Source organism: Okeania sp. SIO2B9 (assembly GCF_010672505.1).
Classification (GTDB): domain Bacteria; phylum Cyanobacteriota; class Cyanobacteriia; order Cyanobacteriales; family Microcoleaceae; genus Okeania; species Okeania hirsuta.
The window spans coordinates 1-4,565 of sequence record NZ_JAAHGK010000583.1 but is presented as its reverse complement, the minus strand read 5'-3'; the positions used below and the strand labels follow the sequence as shown (position 1 = coordinate 4,565).

General features: G+C 36.4%; 3 protein-coding genes. All 3 read right to left on the bottom strand.

Going from position 1 to position 4,565, the window contains the following annotated elements:
• A partial coding sequence (locus F6K13_RS19525; RefSeq protein ID WP_287288089.1) for a condensation domain-containing protein occupies nt 1-2,249 on the bottom strand: 2,249 nt, incomplete at its 3' end.
• Nucleotides 2,246-2,395, bottom strand: a complete 150-nt coding sequence (locus F6K13_RS19520; protein ID WP_161564955.1) for a hypothetical protein — start codon at nt 2,393-2,395, stop codon at nt 2,246-2,248. The genes F6K13_RS19525 and F6K13_RS19520, both read right to left, overlap by 4 nt.
• A gap of 54 nt (nt 2,396-2,449) precedes the next feature.
• The coding region (locus tag F6K13_RS19515) for a type I polyketide synthase (RefSeq protein WP_287288087.1) at nt 2,450-4,565 on the bottom strand (2,116 nt) is incomplete at its 5' end.

Genomic DNA, 4,565 nt, shown 5'->3' with positions numbered 1-4,565 from the left:
TTGTCTTTATGACCTTCTGGTTTTGCAAGAACTAAACAAGCTCCAGTTATAAGTGGCCAGAAAAACTCCCAAACTGATACATCAAAGCTGAAAGGTGTTTTCTGAAGAACACGATCTACTGTAGTGAGTTTATAAGTTTCTTGCATCCAACACAATCGATTACAAATACCTTGGTGAGTATTCATTGCTCCTTTTGGTTGACCAGTAGACCCGGAAGTGTAGATTGTATAAGCCAAGTTTTTAATAGTTACTTCGCTATTAGGATTATCTTGTTGGTATTGACCAATCTTTTCCCAATCAGTGTCAAGAAAAACTGACTGAGCTTGGTGTTGGGGCAAGGATTTTTCCAGTTGCTTTTGAGTTAACAATACTGATACTTGGGAATCTTCCAGTATGAAGGATAGTCGCTCTTGAGGATAGTTTGGGTCTAATGGTATGTATGCTCCACCTGCTTTAAGAATAGCTAGCAAACCTACTACCATGAGAGGCGATCGCTCCACACAAATACCAACAAGTTTTTCTGATCCAATACCTTTAGCTTGCAAATAATGTGCTAATTGATTAGCTTGCTCATTTAACTGTTGATAAGTTAGTTCCTCTGTTTCAAATACTAAAGCTACACTATTAGGACTTCTTTCAACCTGCTCCTCAAATAACTGATGAATACATTTGTCCAATAAATAGTCAGTTTTGGTATTATTCCATGTAACTAATAACTTATGATGTTCTTCTGTTGTTAGCAAAGGTAATTGTCTTACCTTTTGTTCAGGATTAACAACAATACCTTCTAACAAAGTCTGAAAATGCCCAGCCATACGACATATTGTTGGCTCCTCAAAGAGATCGGCATTGTACTTGAAACATCCTACTAGAGATGAGTTACTTTCCACCATTTCTAGCTCCAAGTCAAACTGACCCTCTTGCTGAGGCATTGACCAAGATTTCAATTTGAGACCTTCTACTTCTACTATTTCTTGTCCTAAGAATAACTGTTGTAGTTTTTCAAATTGTTTAAAGTTTTGCAGAACAAAGCTAACTTGAAAAATTGGAGAATAACTTAAATCTCTATCTGGCTGCAATCGTTCTACTAACAGAGCAAAAGGAAAATCCTGATGAGCAACTGCTTCTTTTACTGTTTGTTGCACCTGAGTTAAAAACTCAGAGAAACTCGGATTTCCTTCCAGATTTGCCCGCATAACCATTGGGTCAACAAAATAACCGACAATATTGGTGAATTCATACCTGGTTCTTCCCGAAGTTGGTGAACCTACTAAAATATCCTCTTGCCCTGTATAACGATGAAGAAGAACTTGAAATGTTGCTAGTAACATCATGTACAAAGTTACTCCTTCTCTTTTAGCTACTTCCCTAATTTCTTTAGTTAAATTTTCTGGTAATTGGAAGTAATAAGAAGCACCATTGTAAGTTTGAATTTTAGGTCTAGGTTTATCAACTGGTAAATTTAGTACAGGTAATTCTCCTGATAATTTCTGTTGCCAATACTCCCAAAGTTCTTTTCCTTTGTCGCTTGCCAATAATTCTTTTTGCCAATGAACATAATCCAAGTAAGTATAGTCAATAGGAGTTAGGCTATTTTTAGTCCCTTCAATTAGTGACTGGTAAATACTGAGCCATTCTTGTACTACTATACCTATAGACCAAGCATCCCAATTAAGATGGTGAAGTACAAGCAAGAGGATATGTTCCTCATGAGAGTATGTAAATAATCTGATTCGCGCTACAGGTCCGTCTTCAAGATTAAAAGGATGTTGGTATTCTTGAACAACTTTAACATTGAGTTCGTTTTCATTCCAGTTAGAAGCATCAATTTGTCTAAAATCAATCTCTAAATTAGAATGTATCTTTTGGAATGGCTCTTGCTCTTGCTGAAGAAAAGTAGTACGCAGCAAAGAATGACGTTCACTTAATAATTGCCATGCCTTCTGTAAAGTATCAAGATTTACTTGAGAATAGATACGGCAGTTAAAGGCTACATTATAAGCTGAACTCTTAGGCGCTAATCGCCACAAGAACCATAGTGCCCTTTGACCAAAGGAAAGGGGGTAAACGTTGAAAATATCTGGGCGTTCCCGCAGCAACTGTAAGATTTTGTCTTTGTGTTGTCTTAGTTGAGCGATTACATCAGCAGTCAACACTTCTTTAGAACCGCCACTGCGTAGCCGTTCTCCCTCAATCCACAACTTTACCCCTTTTAGGGAAAGGTCTTGTAAAAATTCAATCAAGTTCATAGGTCTACCTCTATCCAATCATTATTTTTTACATTAGTTAACAAAGTTTGTTGATTATTTTTTAATTCAACTCCAATTGTTGGATGGGTTTCCTTTAGTTGCTTTTGGATTTCTTTAGTTAGAGCAACTACAGTCAAGCCTTCCATAAATTGGCTCAAAGGAACTTCTATTCCTAGAGCTTTTTGTACCTGATTGCGTAATTATACCGCCATCAAAGAATCTATTCCCATCATGGTCAATGGTTGTTCTAATTCGATTTTTTCAATTTTTATTCCCAATACCTGAGCTATTTCCTCTAAAAGATAAGCTAATAAAATTTTTTCTGTTTCTTCATCGTTAGCTAGTTTTAATTGTGATAAAATTCTTTCTTGTTTTGCTTTTGTCGCTAGTTGATTTGAATCATTTAGCAATTGTGTTTGGCCTGGTTTTACCTCAATTTCTTCTAGAAGTAACCTGACTCTTCCTATCTCGTAAAGTTGTTTAAAGATACTCCAATCAACATTAGCTAAACCAGTTTGGATTTCACTACTATCTAACAATTGTTCTAAAGCGACTAGAGCTTGAGAAGGGGATAAAGGTTTAATGCCTCTTTTCCTTAATTCTAATAGTTGTTCTGTATCAGCCATGCCTCCTCCCGTCCAAGGCCCCCAATTGATAGTTAATCCCGGTAATCCTATGGAGGTACGATAATGAACAAGCCCATCAAGAAAATGGTTAGCTGCAGCATAATGAGCTTGACCAACTGAACCCCATAAAGCAGCAATTGAAGAAAAGCAGATAAAAAAGTCTATCTTTATATCTTTAGTTAGTTGATGAAGAAGCCATCCTCCTCTCACTTTTGGTTGTAAAATTGTACTCATTTGGCTTAGTCCCATCTGTGTTAGTGGTTCAAATTCTGCTACTCCAGCTGCATGAATAATCCCTTTAAGAGGAGGCATAGTTAGTTGGATTTGTTCAAGTACTGCCCTTAATTCTTCCTGATGGGATACATCTGCTTGAGCAACTAAAACCCGCGTTCCTTGTTCTTCTAAATTAGCGATCGCTGCTTGCTTTGTTTGATCGGGAGAGCTACGACTGATGAAGACTATATTTCTTACTCCTTTTTCTACCATCCACTTAGCAGTATGTAATCCTAAAGCTCCTAATCCTCCTGTAATCAGGTAAGTTCCCTCTGATTGCCATTGATAAGATTGAGATTTTCTTGGAGATTGCTTAACTAAACGAGCGACATAAGTTTTTTCTCCTCTAATAGAAAGATGATCTTCCGTTGAATTAGAAGTAATCTGATTCAATAGTATTTCTATTTGTTTTTCTCCACCAGTAGGTTCTAAATCGATTAATCCTCCCCAGAGCTGCGGATGTTCTAAAGATATTACTTTCCCTAATCCCCATAATGGAGTTTGAGCTATTGCTAATTCCTCTAGATTTAAAACTAATTGTGCTCCTTCAGTTACTAGCCACAGCTTAGGAATAGAATATTGATGATTTTTAGCTAAGGATTGAACTAAATGCAAGACACTGGCACATCCTAATTTTTCTGCTTGTTCTAGTCCTGTAATTGTTAATTGTTCTGAAGGCAAAGAGTCTAGACTCCACAAATGAATAACATATTTTATCGGTGATTTAGTTTCTGTTAAGATTTGTTGGTATAAACTCTCAAAATCTTGAGAATTACTGGGATTAATTTGATAAACTCCACAGCTTAATTTTTGCCAACTCTCACCAGGATAGACTAGAGTAATTTCTTGACCTAATTGCTGTAAATGTGCTGCTAAAGATTTTCCTTTTCCTTTAGTATCCGTAAAAATTAGCCAATGACTTAATTCCATCTCCGGTATTATGTTTTGATACACCCCAGATACAGAATAAATAGGCTGCCATTGTAGTTGATAAAACCAATCTTGGAGTTCTTTTTGTCGTTGAGTTGAAATCAGATTAAGCAGAGCTTTACTACTAGTACGTTTAGAGGTAAGACCCTCAATTTCAGCTATTAATGCTCCCTCCTCATTAAACAAGTTAAAATTTGAAGAAACAGTTTCTGGATCGAGTTCTTGAGGAGAGCTTAGTTGTACTTGACTCCAAAGTTGGGAGGTGAAGGGACGATATAATTTTAACCGTTTTAATTCTATGGGCAAATAAATATCTATATTTTTAGATAATTCATCTTTTTTTGCCAATCTCAAAGCGTATCCTGAATGAAGGCAGGAATCTAAGAGAATTGGATGTATTTGGTAAGATTGAGATTGTAGAGAGAGATGAGGTGGTAACTGGCTGAAACTAAGAGCTTTTTCTTGACTTACATAAACTTTATGTAAG